The organism is Microbacterium sp. Z6_144, from assembly GCF_057197625.1.
The window spans coordinates 2,280,172-2,302,702 of the sequence record NZ_JBXVPT010000001.1; the positions used below are offsets into that span (position 1 = coordinate 2,280,172).

22 protein-coding genes are annotated in these 22,531 nt (G+C 70.0%); 4 read left to right on the top strand and 18 right to left on the bottom strand.

Annotated elements, in window-relative coordinates:
- Position 1: 1 nt before the first annotated feature.
- The 7 genes from atpD to atpB all read right to left on the bottom strand — a co-directional run bounded on the left by atpD (position 2) and on the right by atpB (position 6,510).
- Complete coding sequence (gene atpD, locus AC2DGY_RS11125; protein ID WP_484509752.1) at positions 2-1,444, bottom strand: F0F1 ATP synthase subunit beta; 1,443 nt, start codon at positions 1,442-1,444, stop codon at positions 2-4.
- Positions 1,445-1,466: 22 nt separating this feature from the next.
- On the bottom strand, positions 1,467-2,363 hold the full coding sequence (locus AC2DGY_RS11130; protein ID WP_484509753.1) for a F0F1 ATP synthase subunit gamma: 897 nt from the start codon (positions 2,361-2,363) through the stop codon (positions 1,467-1,469).
- 21 nt (positions 2,364-2,384) lie between these two features.
- Positions 2,385-4,022, bottom strand: coding sequence for a F0F1 ATP synthase subunit alpha (gene atpA / locus AC2DGY_RS11135; protein ID WP_484509754.1), 1,638 nt, complete (start codon positions 4,020-4,022; stop codon positions 2,385-2,387).
- 72 nt (positions 4,023-4,094) lie between these two features.
- Positions 4,095-4,886: a F0F1 ATP synthase subunit delta gene (locus tag AC2DGY_RS11140; protein WP_484509755.1), complete on the bottom strand. Its 792-nt coding sequence runs from the start codon at positions 4,884-4,886 to the stop codon at positions 4,095-4,097.
- Entirely contained in the window at positions 4,886-5,494 is a 609-nt protein-coding gene (locus AC2DGY_RS11145) for a F0F1 ATP synthase subunit B (RefSeq protein WP_484509756.1), read from the bottom strand. The genes AC2DGY_RS11140 and AC2DGY_RS11145 overlap by 1 nt, the downstream gene beginning before the upstream one ends.
- A 34-nt stretch (positions 5,495-5,528) precedes the next feature.
- Positions 5,529-5,762 carry a F0F1 ATP synthase subunit C gene (gene atpE / locus AC2DGY_RS11150; RefSeq protein ID WP_043360904.1) on the bottom strand — a complete coding sequence of 78 codons (234 nt, stop codon included), beginning with the start codon at positions 5,760-5,762 and terminating at the stop codon, positions 5,529-5,531.
- Between the two features lie 46 nt (positions 5,763-5,808).
- Positions 5,809-6,510, bottom strand: coding sequence for a F0F1 ATP synthase subunit A (atpB, locus tag AC2DGY_RS11155; protein WP_484510009.1), 702 nt, complete (start codon positions 6,508-6,510; stop codon positions 5,809-5,811).
- Here atpB and AC2DGY_RS11160 point away from each other — a divergent pair.
- Positions 6,482-6,613, top strand: a complete 132-nt coding sequence (locus AC2DGY_RS11160; protein WP_484509757.1) for a hypothetical protein — start codon at positions 6,482-6,484, stop codon at positions 6,611-6,613. The genes atpB and AC2DGY_RS11160 overlap by 29 nt on opposite strands.
- A 138-nt stretch (positions 6,614-6,751) precedes the next feature.
- Here AC2DGY_RS11160 and AC2DGY_RS11165 read toward each other — a convergent pair whose 3' ends face one another.
- From AC2DGY_RS11165 to prmC, 4 genes are all read right to left on the bottom strand, one after another.
- Positions 6,752-7,222: a Cg1360 family ATP-synthase-associated protein gene (locus AC2DGY_RS11165; protein WP_484509758.1), complete on the bottom strand. Its 471-nt coding sequence runs from the start codon at positions 7,220-7,222 to the stop codon at positions 6,752-6,754.
- Positions 7,219-8,373 carry an MraY family glycosyltransferase gene (locus tag AC2DGY_RS11170; protein WP_484509759.1) on the bottom strand — a complete coding sequence of 385 codons (1,155 nt, stop codon included), beginning with the start codon at positions 8,371-8,373 and terminating at the stop codon, positions 7,219-7,221. Before AC2DGY_RS11170 ends, AC2DGY_RS11165 begins: the two co-directional genes overlap by 4 nt.
- Positions 8,370-9,089 (bottom strand): L-threonylcarbamoyladenylate synthase, encoded by a 720-nt coding sequence (locus AC2DGY_RS11175; RefSeq protein ID WP_484509760.1) that lies wholly within the window; start codon positions 9,087-9,089, stop codon positions 8,370-8,372. Before AC2DGY_RS11175 ends, AC2DGY_RS11170 begins: the two co-directional genes overlap by 4 nt.
- A gap of 116 nt (positions 9,090-9,205) precedes the next feature.
- Entirely contained in the window at positions 9,206-10,099 is an 894-nt protein-coding gene (gene prmC, locus AC2DGY_RS11180; protein ID WP_484509761.1) for a peptide chain release factor N(5)-glutamine methyltransferase, read from the bottom strand.
- Positions 10,100-10,190: 91 nt separating this feature from the next.
- Here prmC and cysK point away from each other — a divergent pair, with 91 nt between their 5' ends.
- From cysK to AC2DGY_RS11195, 3 genes are all read left to right on the top strand, one after another.
- Positions 10,191-11,129 (top strand): cysteine synthase A, encoded by a 939-nt coding sequence (gene cysK / locus AC2DGY_RS11185; RefSeq protein WP_484509762.1) that lies wholly within the window; start codon positions 10,191-10,193, stop codon positions 11,127-11,129.
- Positions 11,130-11,699, top strand: coding sequence for a serine O-acetyltransferase EpsC (gene epsC / locus AC2DGY_RS11190; protein WP_484509763.1), 570 nt, complete (start codon positions 11,130-11,132; stop codon positions 11,697-11,699).
- A 63-nt stretch (positions 11,700-11,762) separates the two neighbouring features.
- Positions 11,763-13,160: an amidase gene (locus AC2DGY_RS11195; RefSeq protein WP_484509764.1), complete on the top strand. Its 1,398-nt coding sequence runs from the start codon at positions 11,763-11,765 to the stop codon at positions 13,158-13,160.
- Between the two features lie 105 nt (positions 13,161-13,265).
- Here AC2DGY_RS11195 and prfA read toward each other — a convergent pair whose 3' ends face one another.
- From prfA to AC2DGY_RS11230, 7 genes are all read right to left on the bottom strand, one after another.
- Positions 13,266-14,342, bottom strand: coding sequence for a peptide chain release factor 1 (gene prfA / locus AC2DGY_RS11200; protein ID WP_484510010.1), 1,077 nt, complete (start codon positions 14,340-14,342; stop codon positions 13,266-13,268).
- Positions 14,343-14,375: 33 nt separating this feature from the next.
- Positions 14,376-16,547, bottom strand: coding sequence for a transcription termination factor Rho (rho, locus tag AC2DGY_RS11205; protein WP_484509765.1), 2,172 nt, complete (start codon positions 16,545-16,547; stop codon positions 14,376-14,378).
- A 192-nt stretch (positions 16,548-16,739) separates the two neighbouring features.
- Complete coding sequence (gene thrB, locus AC2DGY_RS11210) at positions 16,740-17,651, bottom strand: homoserine kinase (protein ID WP_484509766.1); 912 nt, start codon at positions 17,649-17,651, stop codon at positions 16,740-16,742.
- The gene (gene thrC, locus AC2DGY_RS11215) at positions 17,648-18,730 is read right to left on the bottom strand and encodes a threonine synthase (protein WP_484509767.1); all 1,083 of its coding nucleotides are present in this window, start codon (positions 18,728-18,730) and stop codon (positions 17,648-17,650) included. Before thrC ends, thrB begins: the two co-directional genes overlap by 4 nt.
- A 1-nt stretch (position 18,731) precedes the next feature.
- On the bottom strand, positions 18,732-20,087 hold the full coding sequence (locus tag AC2DGY_RS11220; RefSeq protein ID WP_484509768.1) for a homoserine dehydrogenase: 1,356 nt from the start codon (positions 20,085-20,087) through the stop codon (positions 18,732-18,734).
- Positions 20,084-21,529, bottom strand: coding sequence for a diaminopimelate decarboxylase (lysA, locus tag AC2DGY_RS11225; protein ID WP_484510011.1), 1,446 nt, complete (start codon positions 21,527-21,529; stop codon positions 20,084-20,086). The genes AC2DGY_RS11220 and lysA overlap by 4 nt, the downstream gene beginning before the upstream one ends.
- A 187-nt stretch (positions 21,530-21,716) precedes the next feature.
- Entirely contained in the window at positions 21,717-22,529 is an 813-nt protein-coding gene (locus tag AC2DGY_RS11230; protein WP_484509769.1) for an LmeA family phospholipid-binding protein, read from the bottom strand.
- Positions 22,530-22,531 lie beyond the last annotated feature (2 nt).

Here is a 22,531-nt window from a genome sequence, read left to right on the forward strand (position 1 = left end):
GTCAGCCGTTCTCCTTCTGGATCTGCGCCCACTTGGCCTCGACGTCGGCGATGCCGCCGACGTTGAAGAACGCCTGCTCGGCGACGTGGTCGTAGTCGCCCTTGACGATGGCGTCGAACGACTCGATGGTCTCCTTGATGGGAACCGTCGAGCCCTCGACACCGGTGAACTTCTTCGCCATGTAGGTGTTCTGCGAGAGGAACTGCTGGATGCGGCGTGCACGGGACACGACGATCTTGTCCTCTTCGCTCAGCTCGTCGACACCGAGGATCGCGATGATCTCCTGCAGTTCCTTGTTCTTCTGCAGGATCTGCTTCACCGAGGTCGCCACGCGGTAGTGGTCCTCACCGATGTAGCGCGGGTCGAGGATGCGGCTGGTGGAGCTCAGCGGGTCCACGGCCGGGTACAGACCCTTCGACGCGATCTCGCGGGAGAGCTCGGTCGTGGCATCGAGGTGAGCGAACGTGGTCGCCGGCGCCGGGTCGGTGTAGTCGTCGGCCGGAACGTAGATGGCCTGGAGCGACGTGATCGAGTGGCCACGCGTCGAGGTGATGCGCTCCTGGAGGACGCCCATCTCGTCGGCCAGGTTCGGCTGGTAACCCACGGCGGAGGGCATGCGGCCCAGCAGCGTGGAGACCTCGGAACCGGCCTGCGTGAAGCGGAAGATGTTGTCGATGAAGAGCAGAACGTCCTGGTTCTGCACGTCGCGGAAGTACTCCGCCATCGTCAGCGCCGACAGGGCGACACGAAGACGCGTCCCCGGCGGCTCGTCCATCTGGCCGAACACCAACGCCGTCTTGTCGAAGACGCCCGCCTCCTCCATCTCGGAGATGAGGTCGTTGCCCTCACGGGTGCGCTCGCCTACACCGGCGAACACCGACACACCACCGTGATCCTGCGCGACGCGCTGGATCATCTCCTGGATGAGCACGGTCTTACCCACGCCGGCACCGCCGAACAGGCCGATCTTGCCGCCGAGCACGTAGGGCGTCAGCAGGTCGATGACCTTGATGCCGGTCTCGAACATCTGGGTCTTGGACTCGAGCTGGTCGAAGTTCGGCGCCTTGCGGTGGATGGGCCAGCGCTCGGTGATCTCGATCTTCTCGCCGGGCTCGGCGTTGAGGATGTCACCGGTCACGTTGAACACGCGGCCCTTGGTGACGTCACCGACGGGAACGGTGATCTGCTCGCCGGTGTCGCGCACCTCCTGGCCGCGGACGATGCCGTCCGTCGGCCTCAGAGCGATGGCGCGGACGAGGTCGTCCCCGAGGTGCTGCGCGACCTCGAGCGTGATCTCGGTCGACTCGTCGCCGATCACGATCGTCGTCTTCAGCGCGTTGTAGATGTCGGGGATGGAATCATGCGGGAACTCGATGTCGACGACCGGCCCGGTGACGCGCGCGACGCGCCCGACGACCGCGGTCTTCTCGGCGGTGAGGCTCATGGCTTCTTCTCTTTCTCTGGGTCTACTTGCCGGACGCCAGCGCGTCGGCGCCGCCGACGATCTCGGCGATCTGCTGCGTGATCTCGGCCTGACGCGCGTTGTTGCGCAGGCGGGTGTAGTCGGTGATGAGCTTGTCGGCGTTGTCGCTGGCCGACTTCATCGCCTTCTGGGTCGCGGCGTGCTTCGCGGCCGACGACTGGAGGAGGGCGTTGAAGACGCGGCTCTGGATGTACACCGGCAAGAGCGCGTCCAACACCGTCTCGGCGTCCGGCTCGAACTCGTACAGCGGGTACACCTGCGCGCCGGTGGGCTCTTCGGCCTCGACGACCTCGAGCGGGAGAAGGCGCACCGACTCCGGGCTCTGCGTCATCATGCTGACGAAGCGGTTGTACACGAGGTGGATCTCGTCGACGCCGCCCTCGCCGCCGCCACGGTTGTAGGCGTCGATGAGGGTCGCGGCGATCTCCTCCGCGGTGCGGAACTGCGGAGTGTCGGTGTCACCGGTCCACTCGGCCGCCGTCGCGAGGCGGCGGAACTGGAAGTACCCCACCGCCTTGCGGCCGACCACGTAGAAGGCGACGTCCTTGCCCTGCGAGCGCAGCAGGTTGGCCAGCTCCACACCCTCGCGGAGGATCTGCGAGTTGAAGGCGCCGGCAAGTCCGCGGTCGGAGGCGAAGATGACCACGGCCGAGCGGCGGATGTCGGCGCGCTCGGTGGTCAGCGGGTGGTCGATGTTGGAGTGCGTCGCGACCGCCGAGACGGCGCGCGTCACGGCTCGCGCGAAGGGCGACGACGCGCGCACCCGCGCCATCGCCTTCTGGATGCGCGAAGCCGCGATGAGCTCCATCGCCTTCGTGATCTTCTTGGTGGTCTGAGCAGAGTTGATCTTCTGCTTATAGACCCGTAGTTGTGCGCCCATGGTGTTGTCTCCCCGCCGCTGTTAGCGGCGGCCCTTGACGATCTTCTCCTGGTTGACGTCGTCCACCTCGGCGGCATCGGCCGACTCGGTGCCCGGCGCTGCGATGCTCTGTCCCTCGCCGGCCTGGAACTCCAGGACGAACGCGTCAACGCGCTTCTCGAGCTCCGCCGCGGTGTCGTCGTCGAGGACGTTGGTCTCGCGGAGGGTGTCGAGAACAGTCGAGTTGCGGCGCAGGTAGTCGAGGAGCTCGCGCTCGAAGCGCAGCACGTCGGAGACCTCGACGGTGTCGAGCTTCCCGTTGGTGCCGGCCCAGATCGACACGACCTGCTCCTCCACCGGGTACGGCGAGTACTGCGGCTGCTTGAGAAGCTCGGTGAGGCGTGCGCCACGGGACAGCTGACGACGGGATGCGGCATCCAAGTCGCTCGCGAACATCGCGAACGCCTGGAGCGAGCGGTACTGGGCGAGCTCCAGCTTGAGCGTGCCGGAAACCTTCTTGATCGACTTGACCTGGGCGTCACCGCCGACGCGCGACACCGAGATGCCGACGTCGACCGCGGGACGCTGGTTGGCGTTGAACAGGTCGGACTGCAGGAAGATCTGGCCGTCGGTGATCGAGATGACGTTGGTCGGGATGTACGCCGAGACGTCGTTGGCCTTGGTCTCGATGATCGGAAGACCGGTCATCGAGCCCGCGCCCAGCTCGTCGGACAGCTTCGCGCACCGCTCCAGCAGACGGGAGTGCAGGTAGAACACGTCGCCCGGGTAGGCCTCGCGGCCCGGCGGACGACGCAGCAGCAGCGAAACCGCACGGTAGGCCTCGGCCTGCTTGGTGAGGTCATCGAAGATGATGAGGACGTGCTTGCCCTGGTACATCCAGTGCTGGCCGATGGCGGAGCCGGTGTAGGGCGCCAGGTACTTGAAGCCGGCGGGGTCGGAGGCGGGAGCGGCGACGATCGTCGTGTACTCCATGGCCCCTGCGTCCTCGAGCGCGCCCTTGACGGAGGCGATCGTGGAGCCCTTCTGGCCGATGGCGACGTAGATGCAGCGAACCTGCTTGTTGACGTCGCCGGATTCCCAGTTGGCCTTCTGGTTGATGATCGTGTCGATCGCCAGCGCCGTCTTGCCGGTCTGGCGGTCACCGATGATCAGCTGACGCTGACCACGGCCGACGGGGATCATCGCGTCGATGGCCTTGATGCCGGTCTGCATCGGCTCGTGCACGCTCTTGCGCGACATGACGCCGGGCGCCTGCAGCTCGAGCGCGCGGCGACCCTCGGTCACGACCTCGCCGAGGCCGTCGATCGGGTTGCCGAGCGGGTCGACGACGCGACCGAGGTAGCCGTCGCCGACGGCGACCGAGAGGACCTCGCCCGTGCGGGTGACTTCCTGGCCGGCCTCGATGCCGGAGAACTCGCCGAGGACGACGACACCGATCTCGTGCTCGTCCAGGTTCAGGGCCAGGCCCTGCGTGCCGTCTCCGAAGCGCACGAGTTCATTGGCCATCACGCCGGGCAGGCCCTCGACGTGGGCGATGCCGTCGGCGGCGTCGATAACGGTGCCGACCTCGGTCGCGGCGGCGCCAGTGGGCTCGTAGGCGGCGACGAAATCTTTCAGCGCGTCACGGATGACGTCGGGGCTGATCGTGATATCTGCCATTGTCTTCCTTCGTGTTGTGGGGCCGGGGAGCCCCGAGATGTGCGGTCCTCGCGGACGGCAAAGCCTTGTAGTTTAACCCGCCAGGCGCTGGCGGAGGCCGGCCAGGCGGGTGGAGATGCTCGCGTCGATGACGTCGTCGGCGATCTGCACGCGCAGGCCGCCCACCACCGACGGGTCGATCACGACGTTCAGCGACACCTCGCCGCCGTATCGCGCAGATAGCGCCGTGGCGAGGCGGGTGCGCTGGGTGTCACTCAGCGGTGTGGCCGACACGACGGTCGCCACGGTGCGGCCTCGCTGGTCGCCGACGAGCCACATGGCCCGGTTGAGCAGGCTCCGGACGCGACGCTCCCGCGGCTGCTGCACGAGCGAGGAGATGATGAGCGTCGTGGCGGCGCTCGCGCGCTCTCCCAGGAGCGAGGTGATGAGCGCCCCCTTGGCCGCGGGATCGCCGAGGCGACTGCCGAGAGCAAGCTCGAGCTCGGGGTTCTGTGCGACGGTGCGCGAGAACGAGAACAGCTCGGCCTCCACCTCGGAGCCGGTCGCCCCGATCGCCGCCGAGCGGACCGCGAGCTCCTCGATCCCGTCAACGAGATCCGATGCACGCGACCACCGCTGGTCGACCAGCGAGCTCAGCAGCGACACGGTCACCGGCCGGAAGGAAGGACCGAACACGTCGGCGATCACCTTCGCACGGGACTCCGGCGAGGCCGACGCATCGGCCAGCGCGCCGCCCAGCTGCGACGAGTCGCCGATGGCGCGCGCCGCAGCGAACAGCTCGGCGGCGACCTGGAGGTCGACGTCCTGCGCCGCGCCGAGCGCCGCGGTCGTGACCTCGAGTGCCTGAGTGGTCGCGCTTCCCACTAGGACATCACCGGTCCCTGTGCTTCGGCAGGCTCAGCAACCGGCTTCGAGGATGCCGCGTTCTCCGACGCTTCCAGGTCGGCCAGGAAGCGGTCGACGACCGCCTGGGCCTTCTGGTCGTCGGAGAGGGTCTCGCCGATCACGTTGCCGGCCAGATCGAGCGCCAGCGAGCCGACCTCGCTGCGCAGCGACACCAGCGCCGCCTGGCGCTCGGCTTCGATCTGCGTGTGCGCGGTGGCCGTGATGCGGGCGGCCTCGGCCGACGCCGTCTCGCGGGCCTCGGCGACGATCTTCTTGCCGTCCTCGCGGGCGGCCTCACGGATCTCACCGGCTTCCTTGCGAGCATCGGCCAGCTGCGCCGTGTACTGCTCCAGCGCCGCCTCGGCCTGCCGCTGGGCCTCGTCGGCCTTGGCGATGTTGCCTTCGATGGCGGCACCGCGCTCGTCCAGCAGCTTCTGCATCCGCGGAAGAACAACCCGCCAGAACGCGAGCAGGATGACGACGAAGCAGACAGCCGACCAGATGATGTCGTACCAGGCCGGAATCAGCGGGCTCGGCGCCGATTCTTCCGCGTGGTCCGCGGCGAATACGACAAGAGCGTTCAGCATCCCGTCTCCTTTGTCTGAGTAAGTGGCGGCCGGATCAGGTGAAGATGAAGCCGGTCGCGATACCGATGAAGGCCAGGGCCTCGGTGAAGGCGATACCGATGAACATCAGGACCTGCAGGCGGCCGGCGAGCTCGGGCTGGCGAGCGACGCCCTCGATCGTCTTGCCGACGACGATGCCCACGCCGATGGCCGGGCCGATGGCGGCGAGGCCGTAGCCGATCGTCGCGACGTTTCCGGTGACCTGGGCGAGAACCGTAGTTGCGTCCACGGGGTGTTTTCCTTTCGGTTGGGTGGCTCGGCGTGCGCCGGGCCGCTCAGTGCTCTTCCGCGACCGCGAGCTGGATGTAGACCGCGGTGAGAATCGCGAAGACGTACGCCTGGAGGAAGGCGACGAACAGTTCGAACAGGGTGAAGGCGAAGCCGAAGGCGAGGCTGCCCACGCCGAGAGCCGACCACCAGCCGCCGAGACCCACGATGAAGAACTGGGTGGCGGCGAAGAACAGCACCAGCATCAGGTGCCCGACGATCATGTTCATCAGCAGTCGCAGCGTCAGCGTGACGGGACGGATGATGAAGGTCGAGAGGAACTCGAGCGGGATGATGATGATGTAGAGGAACCACGGCACGCCCGAGGGCATGAGGGAGTTCCGGAAGAAGTTGCCCGGGCTCTTGCGCACGCCCGCATAGATGAACGTGACGTAGGCGACGATCGCGAGCAGCAGCGGGACGGCGATGACGCTCGTTCCGGCGATGTTCAGGAACGGGATGACACCCGTGATGTTCATGAACAGCACCATGAAGAAGATCGTGGTGAGGATCGGCAGGAACCGGTCGCCGTCCTTGCGGCCGAGCAGATCGTGCGCGATGTTCACCCGGACGAAGTCCAGACCCATCTCCACGATGCTCTGGAACCGGCCGGGAACGAGCTTCATGCGGCGCGTGCCCAGCACGAACAGCACGACGAGCACCGCCGTCGCCAGCATCTGGATGAGGTTGATCCGCGTGATCGCGAAGATCGTGCCCTCGAACAGAACAGCGTCGGGGAAGAACTCGTTGATCGACGGCGGATGGAACTCCGCGTCGGAGGACGCGACGTTCGCGATCAGGGTCGCAGCTTGAGTGAACAGCGCTGGCTCCAGCTTTGGGGCATCGGTGAGGACCGTTGCGACGATGGTCGGTGAGGGCGCCCCGAAAGCGCTTGGGAGAGCGTGCGGGTGCAGGTAAACACTATCAAACTACGGCCCGCTCGGATTCCGTTCACTGGCGGCGGTCACCGGCATCCGGGTCGGTGGGCAGCGAGACGTCGCTCGCATGGGGGATGCGCATCCGCATGAGGACGATGAGGTCGACGATCAGCGACCCGAGGACGCTCGCGACCAGGGCGACGAAGAACACGATCGGATCGATCCACGGCTGGTCGCGGAGGACGAGGAGCGCGACGATGAACAGCACGAGTTTCACGATCCAGCCCCCCAGCACGATGCCGAAGAAGATCGGCACGTACAACGGGTCGCCGAACCACCGGTTGGCGATGAGGATGCTCGCGGCGGTGACCGCGGAGAAGAATGCGCCGACGAGTACCCCGACGAGCGCGCTGGCCACGCCCTCTCCCCCGCCCACGGCGAAGCCGAGGATCGCGCCGACGACGGCCAATGCCCCCGCGACGACGCCTCCCCAGGTCAGAGCGGTGCGGAGCACCGGGGTGCTGGAGACGGGACTGGGGGTCATGCGGGCTCCTCGATGGGGGCTGGGCGCGCGCGGCGGCGCGAGGGGAGGAAGGTCAGAACCAGGCATGCGACGACGCCGAGCACGCCGAACCCGACCCCGATGAGGTAGTCGCCCGGCCAGCTCTGCTGCGTGCCGAGGTACATGAGCAGGAAGGAGAAGCTCACCACGGCCGTCCACGCGTAGAAGATCAGCACCGCGTCACGGTCGCTGTGCCCCATGTCGAGCATGCGGTGGTGGAGGTGCTTGCGGTCGGGCGAGAACGGCGATTTCCCCGCGCGCATGCGCCGCATCACGGCGAGCCCGAAATCGAGCAGGGGCAGCAGGACCACCACGATGGGCAGCAGGATCGGGATGAAGGCACCCAGCAACTGGGAACGGCCGAACCGCTCGGGGTCCAGGACCGCCGGATCGATCTGCCCCGTGATCGCGACGGCGGAGCTTGCCATCAGAAGGCCGAGCATGAGGGCGCCGGAATCTCCCATGAAGATCTTGGCGGGGCTCCAGTTGAAGGGCAGGAAACCGATGCAGGCCCCGACCAGGACGGCGGCGAGGAACGAGGCCAGGTTGAAGTAGGTGCTGGCGCCGGTGTCGCGCACGAGGATGTACGAGTAGGCGAAGAACACGCCGTTGGCGATGAGGCAGACCCCGGCAACCAGACCGTCGAGCCCGTCGATGAAGTTGACGGCGTTCATGACGATCACGATCGCGAACACCGTGAGCGTGAAGCTCATCCACCCCGAGCCCACCGTCAACCCCCCGATCGGGAGGGAGAGGATCTGCAACTGCCCGAACCACGTGATGATGCCGGCGGCGACGAACTGCGCGCCCAGCTTGATCATCCAGTCCAGGTCCCAGAGGTCATCGGCCACGCCGACGAGCACGATGACGAACGTCGCCGCGAGCACCGCCAGCACGGGGCCGGGGTTGGTCCAGATGATCGAGAAGAACGTCTGCTGACTGGAGAAGAGGAAGGCCGCCGCGACGCCGAGGAACATCGCCACACCGCCGAGGCGGGGCGTGGGGTTCTTGTGCACGTCGCGCTCCCGGATGCCGGGATACAGCTTGTACCGCAGGCTCAGGCGCCACACGGCCCACGTGAGGACGAAGGTGACCACCGCGGTGAACAGCACCAGGAGGAGGTACTGCTTCACGCCGACCCGTTCCGTCCGGCTGCGGCATCCGGTTCCCCGTCGGCGTCCGAGTCGTCGGGTTCGAGCAGGTCGCCGAGCACGTCGCGGAGCCGGTCGCGGGGCACGGCCCCCTCGCGGAGGATCCGCACGGAGGGGGCGGCGCTTCCGACCAGGCGGGTGGCATCCACGATCGTGGACGCGATCCCGGTTTCGCTCGGGCCGCCGTCCAGATACACCGCGACGGAGTCGCCGAGCATGTCGCGGGCTTCGTCGATCGTGACAGCGGCGGGGGCGCCGGTGCGATTGGCGCTGGAGACGGCGAGCGGGCCCGTCTCCTCGAGCAGCTCGAGGGCGATGTGATGGGCGGGCATCCGCACCGCGACCGTTCCCCGGGTCTCGCCCAGGTCCCAGGACAGGGAAGGCTGCGACGGGAGGACCATCGTGAGCCCCCCGGGCCAGAACTCCTCCACGAGGCGCTCGACGGGGCCCGGCACCTCAGCCACGAGGGCGCGGAGTGTGCCGACTCCGGCGACCAGTACCGGCGGCGGCTGCTGACGGCCGCGGCCCTTGGCGGCCAGGAGCGCCGCGACCGCGCGCGCGTTGAACGCGTCGGCGGCCACGCCGTACACCGTGTCGGTGGGCATGACGACGAGTTCGCCGCGGCTGAGCGCCTGGCGTGCGTGGCGCATACCGGAGAGCAATTGCGCTTCGTCACGGCAGTCGTAAACGGGTGACATGTCCCGCTCAGTCTAGTTCGAGCCCTCCCCCGTCTCTCATCCCCGCGTCGAGTCGCCAGCAAACGCCGGGATTCGGCCGAAGATACGACGGATGCTGGCGACTCGACGGGGGCCGGTCAGGGGCGGAGGGCCGTGGTGGCACGGTCGCGCCGGGTGAGGTCGGGATGCGTCGCTGCGGCGCGCCATCCGTCGGCGGCGAGGATGTCGCGGATCGCCGCGCCCTGCCATTCCCCATGCTCGATCACGATCACGCCCCCCGGGTGGGCGAGCCGCAGTCCCACCCGGCTGAGCACGCGCACGACGTCGAGGCCGTCCGCGCCCCCGTACAGGGCCGCCGGCGGGTCGTAGAGGCGCACCTCGGGGTCGCGCGGGATGGCGTCATCCGGCACATACGGCGGATTGGAGGCGACCACCGAGACCGTGCCGTCGAGTTCGGGGAACGCCCGTTCGAGATCGATGAGCGCCAGCTGGAGGTTGTCGGCACCGATGCGCCGCGCGTTCTCGGTGGTCCAGGCGAAGGCCTCGACGGAGTTCTCCGCAGCGTACACCCGGGCATGGGGCACCTCTGTGGCCATCGCGAGGGCGATGGCCCCGCTCCCCGTCCCCAGGTCGACCGCGACCGGCGCGGGGGCCGCGGCGGAGACGAGCGCGTCGATGGCGAGCTGGGCCACCATCTCGGTCTCGGGCCGAGGGACGAACACGCCCGGTCCCACGGCGAGCTCGAGGTGACGGAACGGCGCGCGACCGGTGAGGTGCTGCAGCGGCACCCGCGCCGAGCGGCGCTCGACGAGCTCGTCGTACTTGGCCGCGGCCGCCGCATCCACGCCGTCGCCGCGGATGGCGGCGGCCTGAACGGCGCCCCGGCCGGCGCCGAGCACGTGGGCGGCCAGCAGTTCGGCGTCCACGGCGGCATCGGGCACGCCGGCGGCGGCAAGACGCTCGGTGGCCGCGCGCACGAGAGCGGAAAGCGGCCTTCCGGCGGGAGCGGGTGCGGGGGTGGGCTCGGGCATGGGTCTTCTCAGCCTACGGCGCCGCCGTCATACGCCGACGATGTCGCTCGGTAGGCTGGTGGGTGACCCGTCCGACGGCGAAAGGCACGCCATGCCCGGCATTCACTCCGACATCACGTCCGCCTTCGGCGACACCCCGCTCGTGCGGCTGAACCGCGTCGCCGAGGGGGCGGGCGCCACCATCCTCGCGAAGCTGGAGTTCTACAACCCGGCCGGCAGCGTCAAGGACCGCCTGGGCATCGCCATCGTGGATGCTGCAGAAGCCTCCGGCGACCTACAGCCGGGCGGCACGATCGTGGAGTCCACGAGCGGCAACACCGGTATCGCCCTGGCCATGGTCGGTGCGGCGCGTGGATACCGCGTCGTCCTCACGATGCCCGCATCCATGTCGAAGGAGCGACGCCTGCTGCTCAAGGCGTTCGGCGCCGAAGTGCACCTCACCGACCCGACGAAGGGCATGTCGTTCGCGGTGGAGGAGGCCAAGCGCATCGTCGACGAGACCCCGGGCGCGATCTGGGCGCGGCAGTTCGAGAACGAGGCGAATCCCGAGGTCCACCGCAAGACCACCGCCGAGGAGATCCTGCGCGACACCGACGGCGCGGTCGACTACTTCGTCGCCGGCATCGGCACCGGGGGCACCATCACCGGCGTCGGCCAGGTGCTCAAGGAGCGCGTGCCCGGCGTGAAGGTCGTCGCGGTCGAGCCCGCCGACTCCCCCATCCTCACCAAAGGCCACCCGGGTCCGCACAAGATCCAGGGAATCGGTCCGAACTTCGTCCCGGCCATCCTGGACCGGGATGTCATCGACGAGGTCATCGACGTCGAGTTCGACGACGCCATCCGCCTCGCGCGCGACACGGCGACGAAGGACGGCATCCTCGTCGGCATGTCGAGCGGAGCCGCGATCTGGGCCGCGCTCGAGGTGGCGAAGCGCCCGGAGGCTGCGGGCAAGACCATCGTCGTCATCATCCCGTCGTTCGGGGAGCGGTACTTGTCCACCGCCCTGTACGAACACCTCCGCGAGGACTGAGTGGGCGTCGTCGCCCGCCTGCGCGAAGACATCGCCGCGGCCAAGCTCCGTGACCCCGCGGCACGCGGTTCCCTCGAACTCCTGCTGCTGTACTCCGGGTTGCACGCGGTGTGGGCCTACCGGCTCACCCATCGACTGTGGCGGCGCGGATTCCGTTTCCTCGCGCGCCTCGGCTCGCAGGTGACCCGATGGCTGACCGGGGTGGAGATCCACCCCGGAGCCGTCATCGGGCGCCGGTTCTTCATCGACCACGGCATGGGCGTCGTCATCGGCGAGACGGCCGAGATCGGCGACGACGTCCTGATGTACCACGGCGTGACCCTCGGGGGCCGCCAGCGCGCGGGGGGCAAGCGCCATCCCACTCTCGGTGACGGGGTCGCCGTCGGTGCGGGGGCGAAGATCCTCGGGTCCGTCACCATCGGCGACCGCAGCGTCGTGGGCGCCAACGCCGTCGTGACCAAGGATGCTCCCGCAGACTCCGTGCTGGTGGGGGTTCCGGCCACGCCGCGTCCGCGGCGTGCGGGCGAAGACACGCGCGCTCTCCTGACGGCGCCGGAGTACTCGATCTGACCCATCCCTTCGCCGGCAGGCGGGGGTGCGGGGCGACATCGCTCCCGTGGCTACGCTCGAGGGATGACCGCGCTGCATGATTTCTCGGCGATCGAACTGGCGGGGATGCTGCGCGGCCGCGACCTCAGCCCGGTCGAGGTCGCGACGCACTTCCTCGAGCGGATCGCCGCGCACGCAGACCTGGGCGCGTTCGCCGAGGTGACGGCGGATGCAGCGCTGCGGCGCGCCCGCGCGCTGGAGGCCGAGCCGCCGACGGGGGCGCTGTGGGGCCTCCCACTCGCCGACAAGGATCTCGTGGCCCGGGCGGGCGTTCCCACCCGCTACGGCTCCCGCGCCCGCGTGGACCTCGTGCCCACCGCATCCGATCCCCTCGCCGCGGCACTGGACGCGGCCGGCGCGGTGAGCCTCGGTAAGACGAGCACGTCGGAGTTCGGTCTCACCGGCTACACCGAGCCGCGCACCGCTCCCCCGGCGCGCGACCCGTGGGACCCGGCATCCGGCGCGGGCGGATCCAGCGGTGGCGCGGCTGTCGCCGTGGCCGCAGGCCTCCTGCCGTGTGCGCCGGGCTCGGACGGCGGCGGGTCGATCCGCATCCCCTCGGCCACCGTGGGCGTAGTCGGGCTGAAGCCGTCGCGCGGACGCCTGCCGATCGGATCGGGGCTGGACTCCCCCGACGGCCTCGCAGTCACCGGCCCCCTCGCCCGCACGGTGGCCGACGCGGCATTCCTGCTCGACGCCCTGTGCGCCCTGGCGCCCTATCCGTTCGCCACCGGCGCGGCCGACGCGGCGCCGTTCCTCCCCGCCACCCTGAGTGACCCGCCGCCGCTGCGCATCGGCGTCACGACCGTCTCCCCGTGGGACGACGACGTCGAGATCACGCTGGATGCCTCGGCCCGGCAGGCGTTCGACGTCGCCGCGACCGCCCTCGCCGATCTCGGCCATGACGTGCAGGATGCGCCGTGGCGGCCGGAGGGGTACGGACCGCTCTTCCGCGTGCTCTGGCGGGCGAGCGCCGCGCGCATCCCGCTGACGGAGGCCGACCTCGACCTCGTCGAGCCGATCACGGCATGGCTCGTCCGGCAGGGCCGTGCGCTCCCGGCGCCACAGCTGCTCGGCGCCCTCGCCGGCGCGCGAGTGTTCGAGCGCGCGACGATCGAGGCGTTCGCGCCGTATGACGTGGTGCTGACCCCTGCCCTCGCGCTCCCCCCGCGTCCGCTGGGATGGCATGACGCAGCCGACGCCGAGCGCAGTTTCACGCAGCAGGTGCAGTACGCCCCCTACAGCAGCTTCGTCAACGTGTCGGGGCTGCCGGCGCTCGTCCTGCCGGTGATGCAGGACGCCTCCGGGCACCCCGTGAGCGTGCAGCTCGTCGGGCGCCCCGGTGGGGAGCGGATGCTCCTGTCCGCCGCATCCCAGCTCGAACGCTGGCGCGGCACCCTCCCGCATCCCCCCGCCTGGTAACCCCGCCGCATCCCGCCCGTCCCGCCCGTCGAGTCGCCAGCAAACGTCGAGAAGTCGCGCGAAACACGACGGATTGTGGCGACTCGACGGCCCGGGAGCGGGGGGTCAGGAGGCGGAGAGGGCGGCGAGGCGCGCTTCCTCGTCGGCGGAGATGGCCGACTCGATGAGGGGGCCGAGGGCGCCGTCGAGCACCTGGTCGAGGTTGTACGCCTTGTAGCCGGTGCGGTGATCGGCGATGCGGTTCTCGGGGAAGTTGTATGTCCGGATGCGCTCGGACCGGTCCATGCCGCGGATCTGCGACTTGCGCGCGTCCGAGGCCGCGGCATCCCGTTCCTCCTGCTGCTTCGCGAGGAGCCGGGCACGGAGCACCCGCATCCCGGCCTCGCGGTTCTGCAGCTGCGACTTCTCGTTCTGCATCGACACGACGATGCCGGTCGGAAGGTGCGTGATGCGCACGGCCGAGTCGGTCGTGTTCACCGACTGCCCGCCGGGGCCGGATGAGCGGAAGACGTCGATCTTCAGGTCGTTCGGATCGATCTGCACCTCTTCGGGCTCATCCACCTCGGGGAAGACGAGCACGCCCGTCGTGGAGGTGTGGATGCGGCCCTGCGACTCGGTCGCCGGCACGCGCTGCACGCGGTGCACGCCGCCCTCGTACTTCAGGTGCGCCCAGACGCCCTGCGCGGGGTCGTTCGAGGAGCCCTTGATGGCGACCTGAACGTCCTTGTATCCGCCGAGGTCGGACTCGTTGCGCTCCAGCATCTCCGTCTTCCAGCCCTGGGATGCCGCGTACTGGAGGTACATCCGCAGGAGGTCGGCGGCGAACAGCGCACTCTCGGCGCCGCCCTCTCCCGACTTGATCTCCATGATCACGTCACGCGCATCGTCGGGGTCACGCGGGATCAGGAGGCGGCGCAACCGTTCCTGCGTCGCGGTGACCTGCTCTTCGAGAGCCGGCACCTCTTCGGCGAACGCCTCGTCGTCCTTCGCGAGCTCCCGCGCGGCGGCGAGGTCGCTCACCGCTCCCGTCCACGCCTCATAGGCGTGGACGATGCGATTGAGCTCGGCGTACCGCCGGTTGACGCGCTTGGCGCGCCCCGCATCCGCGTGGACCGCAGGGTCGTTGAGTTCGAGCTCGACGGCCTTGTGCTCCTCGAGGAGCCCCCGGACCGACTCGAGCATTCCCGACGCTTCGACGGGCTCAGCGGCCACGACTCAGCGGATGCTGTTGTCGTGCCCGTGTGCGCCGCCGGCGCCGTGCGCCGGTGCGGGCATCGACTTCTGCATCTGTACGAGGAACTCCACGTTGGACTGCGTCTCCTTGAGCTTGCCGAGGACGACCTCCAGCGCCTGCTGGGTGTCGAGACCGGCCAGGGCGCGGCGGAGCTTCCACGTGATCTTCACCTCGTCGGGCGAGAGGAGCATCTCCTCGCGCCGCGTGCTGGAGGCGTTGACATCCACCGCGGGGAAGATGCGCTTGTCGGCCAGCTGGCGGCTGAGGCGCAGCTCGCTGTTGCCGGTGCCCTTGAACTCCTCGAAGATGACGTCGTCCATCTTGGAGCCGGTCTCCACGAGAGCGGTCGCGAGGATCGTGAGAGACCCGCCGTTCTCGATGTTGCGCGCGGCGCCGAAGAAGCGCTTGGGCGGGTACAGCGCGGATGCGTCGACCCCACCGGTGAGCACGCGGCCCGACGTGGGCGCGGTGATGTTGTAGGCGCGGCCCAGGCGGGTGATCGAATCCAGCAGCACGACCACGTCGCGACCGAGCTCCACCAGGCGCTTGGCGCGTTCGATCGCGAGCTCGGCGACCGTGGTGTGGTCTTCGGCCGGGCGGTCGAACGTCGAGGCGACGACCTCGCCGCGTACCGTGCGCTGCATGTCGGTGACCTCTTCGGGCCGCTCGTCGACGAGGACGACCATGAGGTGCACCTCGGGGTTGTTCTGCGCGATCGCGTTGGCGATCTGCTGCAGGACGATCGTCTTGCCGGCCTTCGGCGGTGCGACGATCAGGCCGCGCTGGCCCTTGCCGATCGGGGCGACGAGGTCGATGATCCGCTGCGTGAGCTTCTCCGGAGCCGTCTCCAGGCGGAGGCGCTCCTGCGGGTACAGCGGCGTCAGGTCGCCGAACTCGACGCGCGTGGCGGCGTCATCGACCGACAGCCCGTTGATGGCGTCGACCTTGACCAGCGCGTTGTACTTCTGCCGGCCCGACTGCTCATTGTCGCGCGGCTGCTTGATGGCCCCGACGACGGCGTCGCCCTTGCGCAGGTTGTACTTCTTCACCTGGCCGAGGGAGACGTAGACGTCACTCGGGCCCGGAAGGTAGCCGGTGGTGCGGACGAACGCGTAGTTGTCGAGGACGTCGAGGATGCCCGCGATGGGGATGAGCACGTCGTCGTCGTTGATCTCGGTGTCGAACTCGTCGGTGGGGGTCTGACCGCGGCGCTTGTTGCGCTGACGGTTGCGACCGTTGCCCTGGTCGCCGTCCAGCTCCGCGGCCGGCTGCTGCGGCTGCTGACGCTCCCGCTGCTGTCGCTCGGGCTGCTGGGGCTCCTGCTGCTGGCGCTCCTGCTGCGGGCGCTCGGGCTGCTTGTCCGCCTGCTGGTCGCTGTTCGAGCCGCCTGCGTTGCGGTTGCGGTTCCGGTTCCGGTTGCGGTTCCGGTTGCGACCCGAGGAGGCGCCGTCTTCGGGCTGCTCGGCGTCGGTGGAACCCGATTCGGCCTGAGCGGAATCCGCGGGCGCGTCGGCGGCCGGGGCCTGAGGGCCCTGGGAGTCGGCGGGGGCTGCCACGGGGGCATCGGCGGTCGGGGCCTCGGATGCGTCGGCCGGGGCCTCTCGCGGTGCCTCGACGGTGGCCGGGTCAACCGGGGCCTCAGCGGCCGCGGGGGCGGCGTCGGCAGGCGCGGCGTCGGCCGCGGGGGCTTCGGCCGGCACGGCGTCGGCGGGAGCGGCGTCGGCGGCGGGGGCTTCGGCCGCGGGGGCCTCGGCGGGCACGTCGCTGCTCTTGGCGCGGCGCGGGGCGCGCTTGCGCGGCGTGCGCGCGGGCTTTTCGGCCACGGGTGCCGGCGTCTCGTCAGCGGCCGGAGCCTCGGCGGGTGCCGGAGCCTCGTCAGCGGCCGGAGCGTCGGCGGGGGCCGGCGCGGCAGCTGCCGGCGCATCCTGGGCGGGGGCGTCCACGGCCGGAGCGGCCTGCGGCTCGACCGGCGCCTCTTCGACCGGAGCGTCTTCGGCTACCGCCGGCGCGTCATCCGCGGCGGGAGCCTCGCCGGCAGGCGTGGCCTCCTCGACGGCGTCAGCCGATGTCTCGACCGCGGCGGCGGTGTCTTCGGTGTTCGTCGCGTCGTCAGACGACGCGTCGACACCCTGGATCTCGGAGATGGACTCCACGAGTGCTCCCTTGTGAAACGGATGATTGACCGCACACGACACCGGAGAGAACAGGCATCGGCCCTTTGACAAGCTCGGGGTTCCGCTCCGCGATTCGCCGGCCGAAGCGGCCGAGGCGGGTTGCGGGTGCGTGCGGTGGTTTTCGCAGATTTGCGACGGGGGCCAGATTCACGTGGTACGTGGAACCCCCCGCTACTCCCTCACTGTACCACCCTTGACGTCGACGGCGAGCATGTGGGCCTCCCACGGGGTGTCGACGAGGGACGCCGCAAGGTCGGCCGCCTCCAGGCGGCGACCGGGCCCGTCGGCGAGCACGAGGACGCTCGGCCCGGCGCCGGAAACGACCGCCGCGTACCTTTCCGCCCGCAGCGCCCGGACGAGCCGGTCGGTCTCGGGCATGGCTTGGGCGCGGTAGCTCTGATGCAGCTTGTCTTCGGTGGCGGCCATCAGCAGCTCCGGGCTCTGGGTGAGCGCGGCGATGAGGAGGGCCGAACGCGACACGTTGAACACGGCGTCCTCGCGCGGCACCTGGAGCGGCTGCAGGCTGCGGGCGACCTTCGTCGACATCGTGAACTCCGGTACCATCACCAGCGGCGCGACGCCGCGATGCACGATGAGTTGCTTGTGCTGCGCGCCCGTCTCATCCAGCCACGCGATCGTGAGCCCGCCGAAGAGGGCCGGGGCGACGTTGTCGGGATGCCCCTCCAACTCGGTGGCCAGGCGCAGCAGCGCGTCGGGGGCGAAGTCCACCTCGCCCTCCAGGAGCCCCTTCGCCGCGAGCAGACCCGAGACGACGGCCGCTCCGGATGACCCCATCCCCCGCCCGTGCGGAATGACGTTGTGCGCTTCCAGCCGCACGCCGGGAAGCTCCCGGCCGGCGGCGGCGTACGCGTGCGCCATGGCGCGCACGACGAGGTTGGATGCGTCGCGGGGAACGGATGCGGCGCCCTCGCCCGTCACCTCCACCTCGATCCGGTCTCCGGGGAGCTCGGTGACGACGAGTTCGTCGTAGACGCTGAGCGCAAGCCCGAGGGTGTCGAATCCAGGACCGAGGTTCGCGCTGGTGGCCGGCACGCGCACCTGCACGCGACGCCCTGCGGTCATGCCCGGGCCGGGGCGAGCTCGAGGACGGCGGCGACCTCGCTGGTCGCCGCATCCACCACCGTGGGCTCGACGGAGGAGCCGTCGGCGTTGCGGAGAGCCCACTGCGGGTCTTTCAGCCCGTGCCCGGTGACCGTGAGCACGACACGTGCACCGGCGGGGACGATGCCGGCCTCCGCCCGGTCGAGGAGACCGGCGACGCTGATGGCGGAGGCAGGCTCGACGAAGATGCCGACCTCGCCGGCCAGGAGTTTCTGGGCTGCGAGGATCCGCTCGTCGTCGATGGCGCCGAAGTATCCGTCGGTGGCCTCGCGGGCCTCGATGGCCAGCTCCCACGACGCGGGGTTGCCGATGCGGATGGCGCTGGCCACGGTGTCGGGGTTGCGCACGACCTCGCCGTGCACGAGCGGGGCGCTACCGGCTGCTTGGAAGCCGAACATGCGCGGCACGCGCGTGGAGACCCCTCGGGCGGCCTCTTCCCGGTACCCGCGCGAATACGCGGTGTAGTTGCCGGCATTGCCGACGGGGATGAAGTGGAAGTCGGGTGCATCCCCCAGCGCCTCGACGATCTCGTACGCGGCGGTCTTCTGGCCTTCGATGCGATCGGGATTGACCGAATTCACCAGGTGCACGGCGTAGTTGTCGGCGAGCTCCCGGGCGATCTCGAGGCAGTCGTCGAAGTTGCCCCGCACCTGGATGAGGCGGCCGTTGTGGGCGACGGCCTGGCTCAGCTTGCCCATCGCGATCTTCCCCTCGGGAACGAGCACGGCGGCGGTGATGCCGGCGTGGGCGGCATACGCCGCCGCGGATGCCGAGGTGTTGCCCGTCGATGCGCAGATGACCGCCTTCGCACCGTGCTCGACCGCGCGGGAGAGGGCGACGGTCATGCCGCGGTCTTTGAACGAACCGGTGGGGTTCATCCCCTCGTACTTCACCCATACGTCCGCACCCGTGCGGCGCGAAAGCGCCGGAGCGGGAAGCAGCGGCGTGCCGCCTTCGCCCAGGGTCACGATGGTGGAGGCGTCGGTGACGCCGAGGCGATCGGCGTATTCGCGGAGGACTCCGCGCCAGACGTGTGCCATGTCAGTCTCCTTCCACGCGCAGCACCGAGACGACGCGTTCGACCACGCCGCTCTCCGCCAGACGCGTCACGGTCTCGCTCAGGTGCTGTTCACGTGCTTCGTGGGTGCCGATGACCAGACGTGCCATCGGGATTTCAGGGCCGGATGCGGTCGATTCGACAGCGGCGACGGACCCGGTGCGGGCCCGGGGGATGACGGTCTGCTCGACGGTCGCGATCGACACGCGTCCCTCACTGAGGATGCCGGCGATGGTGGCGAGCACGCCCGGCTCGTCGTCGACTTCGAGGGTGATCTGGTACCGCGTCGTGACATGACCGATCGAGACGATGGGCAGATTCGCGCGCGTGGACTCGGCGACCCCCACTCCGCCGGCGATGTGACGGCGTGCGGCAGAGACGACGTCACCGAGAACGGCCGAGGCCGTCTGCACGCCACCGGCACCGGCGCCGTAGAACATGAGGTTGCCGGCGGCCTCAGCCTGAACGAACACCGCGTTGTGGGCGCCGTGCACGCTCGCCAGCGGGTGGGCACGGTCGACGAGGGCCGGGTACACGCGCACCGAGATCGACTCCGAGCCGTCGTCGGCGAGCAGCCGCTCGCAGACTGCGAGCAGCTTGACGACGTAACCGGCGTGGCGGGCGGCATCGATGATGTTCTTGTCGATGCCCGTGATGCCCTCACGGTGCACCGTGTCCAGCGGGACGGTCGTGTGGAAGGCGAGGCTGGCCAGGATCGCCGCCTTCTGCGCGGCGTCGTGGCCTTCGACATCGGCGGTGGGGTCGGCCTCCGCGTACCCCAGCGCCTGCGCCTGGGCGAGCACGTCGGCGAACTCTGCGCCCTCGACGTCCATACGGTCGAGGATGTAGTTCGTCGTGCCGTTGACGATGCCCATGATCCGCTGCACGCGGTCGCCGGCGAGCGAGTCGCGCAGCGGGCGGATGATCGGGATCGCGCCGGCGGCGGCGGCTTCGTAGTACACCTGGGCGCCCACCTGGTCGGCCGCCTCGAAGATCTCGGGGCCGTGCGTGGCCAGCAGCGCCTTGTTGGCGGTGACCACGTCGGCGCCGGCGTTGATCGCCTGCAGGAGGTAGGTGCGCGCGGGCTCGATGCCGCCCATGAGCTCGATGACGATGTCGGCTCCGACCAGCAGCGGCTCGGGGTCGGTGGTGAAGAGTTCGCGCGGCAGGTCGACCTCGCGGGCCGCGTCCAGGTCGCGCACGGCGATGCCGACGAGCTCCAGGGTTGCTCCGGCGCGGTCGGCCAGCTCCGCACTGTGCTTGAGCAGCAGTGCGGCGACCTGTGATCCCACGGCGCCGGCGCCCAGGAGAGCCACACGCAGACGGCGGTACTCGGTCACTTCGACTCGCTCCGCTCGCTCGGTACCGGCATGCTCTTCCCTTCGTTGTGCCCAGCGCCCGTGTCGCGGGCGAGGAGGTCGGCGACGGTCTCCCGCCGCACGAGGACGCGCGCCCGGCCTTCGCGCACGGCGATGACCGGGGGACGCGGGGTGTAGTTGTAGGTGCTCGCGAGCGAGAAGCAGTACGCGCCGGTGGCGGGGACGGCCAGCAGGTCGCCGGGAGTGACGTCGCCGGGCAGGTATTCGGCGTCCACCACGATGTCGCCCGACTCGCAGTGATGCCCCACGACCCGCACGAGGGCGGGGTCGGCGTCGCTCGTGCGGGAAGCCAGACGTGCGCTGTACTGCGCGCCGTACAGCGCGGTACGCACGTTGTCGCTCATCCCGCCGTCGACGCTCACATAGAGACGCCGGAGGTCCTCGGTCACGGCGACGGGCTTGACGGTGCCGACCTCGTACAGGGTGATCCCGGCCTGGCCGACGATCGCCCGCCCTGGTTCGAAGGCGAGTTCGGGGAGCGGGATGCCGCGCACGGCGCACTCGTCGGCCACCGCATCCACGATCCCCGCCGCGATCTCTTCGAGAGGACGCGGCGAGTCGGCCGACGTGTAGGCGATCCCGAAGCCCCCGCCGAGGTTGAGGAGCGGAATGTCGCCTCCGCCGAGGAGGTCGGCGTGGAGGTCGACCAGCCGTCCGGCCGAGGCGCGGAAGCCGTCCGCGTCGAAGATCTGCGACCCGATGTGCGCGTGCAGGCCGGTGAATCTCAGACCAGGAAGCTCGCGGATGCGCGCGACGGCGCGGGGCACGTCCTCGACGGCGAATCCGAACTTCTGGTCTTCGTGCGCGGTGGCCAGGAACGCGTGGGTCTCGGCGTGCACGCCCGTCCGCACCCGCACGAGGACCGGCTGGATCGCTCCGCGACGTTCGGCGACGGCGGAGAGCCGTTCGATCTCGATGTCGCTGTCGACGATGACCGTTCCGACGCCCACGTCCACGGCGCGCTCGAGCGCAGCAGGGGACTTGTTGTTGCCGTGGAAGCCGAGGAGGCCCGGCTCGATCCCCGAGGCCAGCGCCACTTCGAGCTCGCCGTGGCTGCACACATCCACGCGCAGCCCCTCCTCGGCGACCCAGCGGGCGACGTCGGTGGTCAGCAGGGCCTTGCCGGCGTAGTAGACGCGGGCGGTGGCGCCGTGGCGCGCCGCCGCGTCGCGGAATGCGGCGAGCGCGCGCCGCGCGTGGGCGCGGACGTCGTCCTCGTCCATGACGTACAGGGGCGTGCCGTACTCGGCAGCCAGCTGCCGAGTGGAGACGCCGCCGATGTGCAGGGCTCCGGCGTCGTCGCGCCGGGTGGAGGAAGGCCAGATGGCGGGGTCCGCGGCGTTCGCGTCGTCCGGCACGCGCAGCCACTCCGGCACCAGTGGCGTGGAGGGCGAGGCGGACACGGACAGGACCAATCGGGTGGATGCGGCAATGCGGGCGGCCGCGGGAGCAGCGTCAGCCGCGGCGGAACGGCTCACGCCGGGCAGTGCTTGCAGTCTAGCGGGACACCCGCGCCGCTCCCGTACCCCGCCACGCACGGGGATGAGGGGCCACCCCGGGCGGGCACGGCCGCCGATCCACGCCGCGCGATCACGGGCATGCGCCGGGCTGGCGGAGCGCGGGGTCGATGATCACGGCGCCGTCGATGTCGAACGTCGCCACGACCGCGCTGTTGTCCACGGCGGCCGAGGTGAGAGTGAGGGCGGCGGGCAGGTGCTCGGCGATGCACACGCTCCACTGGCGCAGCACGGCGTCGGCCAGACCTCCGAACTGGGTGCGGAGGGCGTCGGCGGTGACGTCGGTGCCGCCCAGTTGGAACGCCACGGGGGTCATGGTGAGGTCGCCGTCGGCTGCTCCCGGCTGCAGGGCCACGCCCAGCGGAATCGCCGCCCCGAACAGCGACAGCTCGGTGGAGACGGTCACGGTCGGGCCGGAGATGGCCACCGTGTCCCCCGGGAATCCCTCGATGGTGCTCAGCAGGGCTCGGAGCTGCTGCTCATCCAGGCGCACCGTGGCCGAACCCGGCCCGGCCGCCGCATCCGCGGAGACCGGCACGTCGGTGAGGGTCACGGCCACGTCACCCGCGACCGGTCCGAGAGCCACGTCCGGTGACCCGACGGTGATCTCCCTGAGTCGTCCGGAGAGGAGCTGAGGCAGCACCAGTCCGTCCACCTCCACGTCGACCGGCTGGTCGGCGGGAAGATCGAGCTGCGTCACGACGAGTTGACGGACACCGCCCTGCACCGCACCGCGGGCCAGCATCTCGGCCCCCACCGCCGCGCCGACGATGAGCGCCACCACGACAGCGAGCGTCGCGATCCACGGCCACGCGCGGCGCCGCCGACGCGGAGACGGTTCGGAGGGCTGGAGGTCGAACGGCAGCGTGGCGCGGTCGTCGGTCATCG